2 protein-coding genes are annotated in these 2,750 nt (G+C 74.2%); one reads left to right on the forward strand and one right to left on the reverse strand.

Annotated elements, in window-relative coordinates:
- Positions 1 to 254: 254 nt before the first annotated feature.
- Positions 255 to 1,607, reverse strand: coding sequence for a diacylglycerol kinase family protein (locus ALMP_RS35645; protein WP_264935914.1), 1,353 nt, complete (start codon positions 1,605 to 1,607; stop codon positions 255 to 257).
- Positions 1,608 to 1,954: 347 nt separating this feature from the next.
- On the opposite strand from ALMP_RS35645, the gene ALMP_RS35650 reads away from it, so the two are divergent.
- Positions 1,955 to 2,728 carry a carbonic anhydrase gene (locus ALMP_RS35650; RefSeq protein ID WP_375803581.1) on the forward strand — a complete coding sequence of 258 codons (774 nt, stop codon included), beginning with the start codon at positions 1,955 to 1,957 and terminating at the stop codon, positions 2,726 to 2,728.
- The last annotated feature ends 22 nt before the right edge of the window (positions 2,729 to 2,750 follow it).

A 2,750-nucleotide genomic window follows, 5' to 3' on the forward strand; every position in this document is an offset into this window, starting at 1 on the left:
CACGGCGGCCAGAGAGCTCAGGACGAGGGCTGCTGAGGCGAGGGCGCTGGTCAGCGCGGAGCGAGCACGCACAGAAGGACTCCTTGCAGGAAAAGGGATCGTGAAGAAGGACACCCCGGCTCGGTCGACCTCGGTCGGCCGTCGGGGTGCCCGCCTCAGGATCGTGGTGTCCTCGCCGTGCCGGTGATCGTTCGGCGGACGATTCACCCAGCGAATCGTTCATCTCTGCGCCGAACGGGTGACGCCCGCCGTGCTCAGAACCGGACGGCCCGCTTGGGCGCCGCCGTACGGCCGACCGCTGCCGCCAGTTTGCGCAGGCGGCGCCAGTCGAGGCGGGGCGGAGCCTCGGGGACTCCGGGCCGTTCGCGGGGGACGCGGACGCGCAGCGCGCGGCGTTCGATGCGGCAGCGGACGGGGGCGGGCAGGGTGAGCGCCTCGCCGTCGAGACCGATCTCCAGCTGGGGTTCGTCGGCCTCGATGACCACCTCGGGAGCGGCGAGCACCGTGAGCCCCTCCGGGTTCGGCGCGAGCAGCAGTTCGGCGGCCTCGACGGCGCTGTCCACCCGGACGGCGAGCACGCCCAGCTTCCCGGAGTCGAGCCGCTCGCGGCGGCCGAAGCCGAACGGGTCGTCGAGGCGGTAGGGGTTGTTGCTGACCAGCACGGCCTGCGGATCGGTGATCGTGACGCCGTCGGCCCGGGCGGTCAGCCGGGGGCCGCGCTGCCGGGTGAGCAGGTCGGGCAGCCGCTCCAGTGCCGCGCCCACCTTGTCGTCGCGGTAGCCGGGGCTCTGCACGACCGCCCCGTACAGGCCGAAGGAGGCGTTGTTGACGAAGGGCCGGTCGTCGACGAAGCCGAGGTCCACCCGCAGCTCGACCCCGTCGGTGAGGGCGTCCAGGCAGGTGGAGGGGTCCTCGCGGTCCAGGCCGAGGTCCATGGCGAAGTGGTTGCGGGTGCCGGCCGAGATCACCAGGAACGGCAGGCCATGTTCCGCGGCGACGGCGGCGACCAGGGCCTGGGTGCCGTCGCCGCCCGCGACGCCGAGCAGGTCCGCGCCGTCCGCGACGGCGGCCCGGGCCAGCGCGGTGACGTCCTGGTGGTGGTCCGGATCGAGCAGGACGACCTGGGCGCCGAGGCGCTCGGCCTTCTCCCTCAGTGCGAACTTCTCGACCTTGCCGCCGCCGGAGCGCGGGTTGAGCAGCAGGAAGGGCCGTTGCGGCGGGGGCGTGCGGTACTCCTTGATCCGGACCGGCCGCAGGCCCGTGCTGCGCAGCGCGTACCGGCCGCTCCAGACCGCCAGGCACCACAGCAGCAGGGACAGCAGGACCGCCCAGAGCAGGTTCACCGCCACGAAGAGGACGATGACGGCGACGGGGGCGGCGACGGTCAGTACGGTCGCGGCCGCGCGGGCCGGTCCGCGGCGGGAGAGCACCCACCACAGGGCCGCCGCGGTGAGCGCGAGTCCCACGAGTCCGGCCGCGAGCAGCAGCAGACCGCCCAGGAATCCGTAGGCGAACGGCGGTAGCGCGGCCGACACCGCCGCGGCCAGCGCCGCCCTGGCCGCCCATCGCTGCCGGCGGTGCAACCGGTCGTTCGCCACCGCTGCCATCACGCGCCTCCACTCGAACGACGACCGCCGCAGGAAGGGCTGCGGGGCCGCACCGGACCGTCACTGCTCGCCCGCCGACGGATCGGCCCGGGCACTCGCACACCTGTGGCTCCCCCGCCGTCGTGCACGGCAGATCTGAAGATCCCCAGGGCGGCGCCATCGGTAGGGTACGCGGCCGAGCGGCCGGCTTCCGCCCGGGTCGGCGCCCCGCGCGGCAGGGCCGCCGGTCAACGGCAGCTCCCGGAACGACCAAGTGTCGACCAAGATCAGGCCACGACTTCACCGCACTGGCCCATGATTCGGCAACTCGTGCGATCACGGCCGTGATCGGACGTACGTTCCCCTGCGTGAAGTCAGAAGTGACCCCCGAAAGAGCCGTCGGCTCCAGGCCGACCGCCACCCCCTGGGCGCTGCGGGGAGCGTCCACCTCCCGCCGGCGCGCCCTGCTGGGCGCCGGTCTCGCCACGGCCGCCGCCCTGGGCGGTGCCGCCCTCGGCGCGGCGCCCGCCTCGGCCGCCGGCATCACCGCCCGCCGTCCGAGCACCCCCGAGGAGGCGCTGAGCACGCTGGCCGCGGGCAACCGGCGCTGGCGTGCCTACCGCGAGCGGCACCCCGACGAGAGCCCGGCGGTGCGGCAGAGCCTGACGTCCGGTCAGCACCCGTTCGCCGTGGTGCTCGGCTGCATCGACTCCCGGGTGCCCCCGGAGCTCGTGTTCGACCAGGGCCTCGGTGACCTGATCACCGTGCGCAGCGCCGGGGAGGTCCTGGACGAGGCCGTTCTCGGCAGCGTCGCCTACGGCGTGCTGGAGTTGGGGATCCCGCTGGTCGTGGTGCTCGGGCACCAGTCGTGCGGAGCGGTGCGCGCCGCCGTGGAGGCGGACCTGTCCGGGGAGCGGCTGCCCGCGCACATCCAGTACCTCGCCGACCAGATCCGCCCGAACATCGACCGCGGCAAGGAGGGGGACGCCCGCATCGACGCGACGATCGACGCCAACATACGGGCCGTCCGTTCCCGGCTGGCCGCGGAGCCCGACCTCGCGGCGAAGATCGGCTCGGGTGGACTGGCCGTCGTCGGCGCCCGTTACGAGCTGACCACCCAGGCGGTCCACCGCATCGTCTGACCCCTCCCCCCGGGGTCCCGGG

This window comes from Streptomyces sp. A012304 (assembly GCF_026008495.1).
Lineage (GTDB): Bacteria > Actinomycetota > Actinomycetes > Streptomycetales > Streptomycetaceae > Streptomyces.

Bases quoted from the DNA above. Each gene is read 5' to 3' on its own strand.
- ALMP_RS35645 (WP_264935914.1), bottom strand. From the start codon at position 1,607: ATGGCAGCGGTGGCGAACGACCGGTTGCACCGCCGGCAGCGATGGGCG.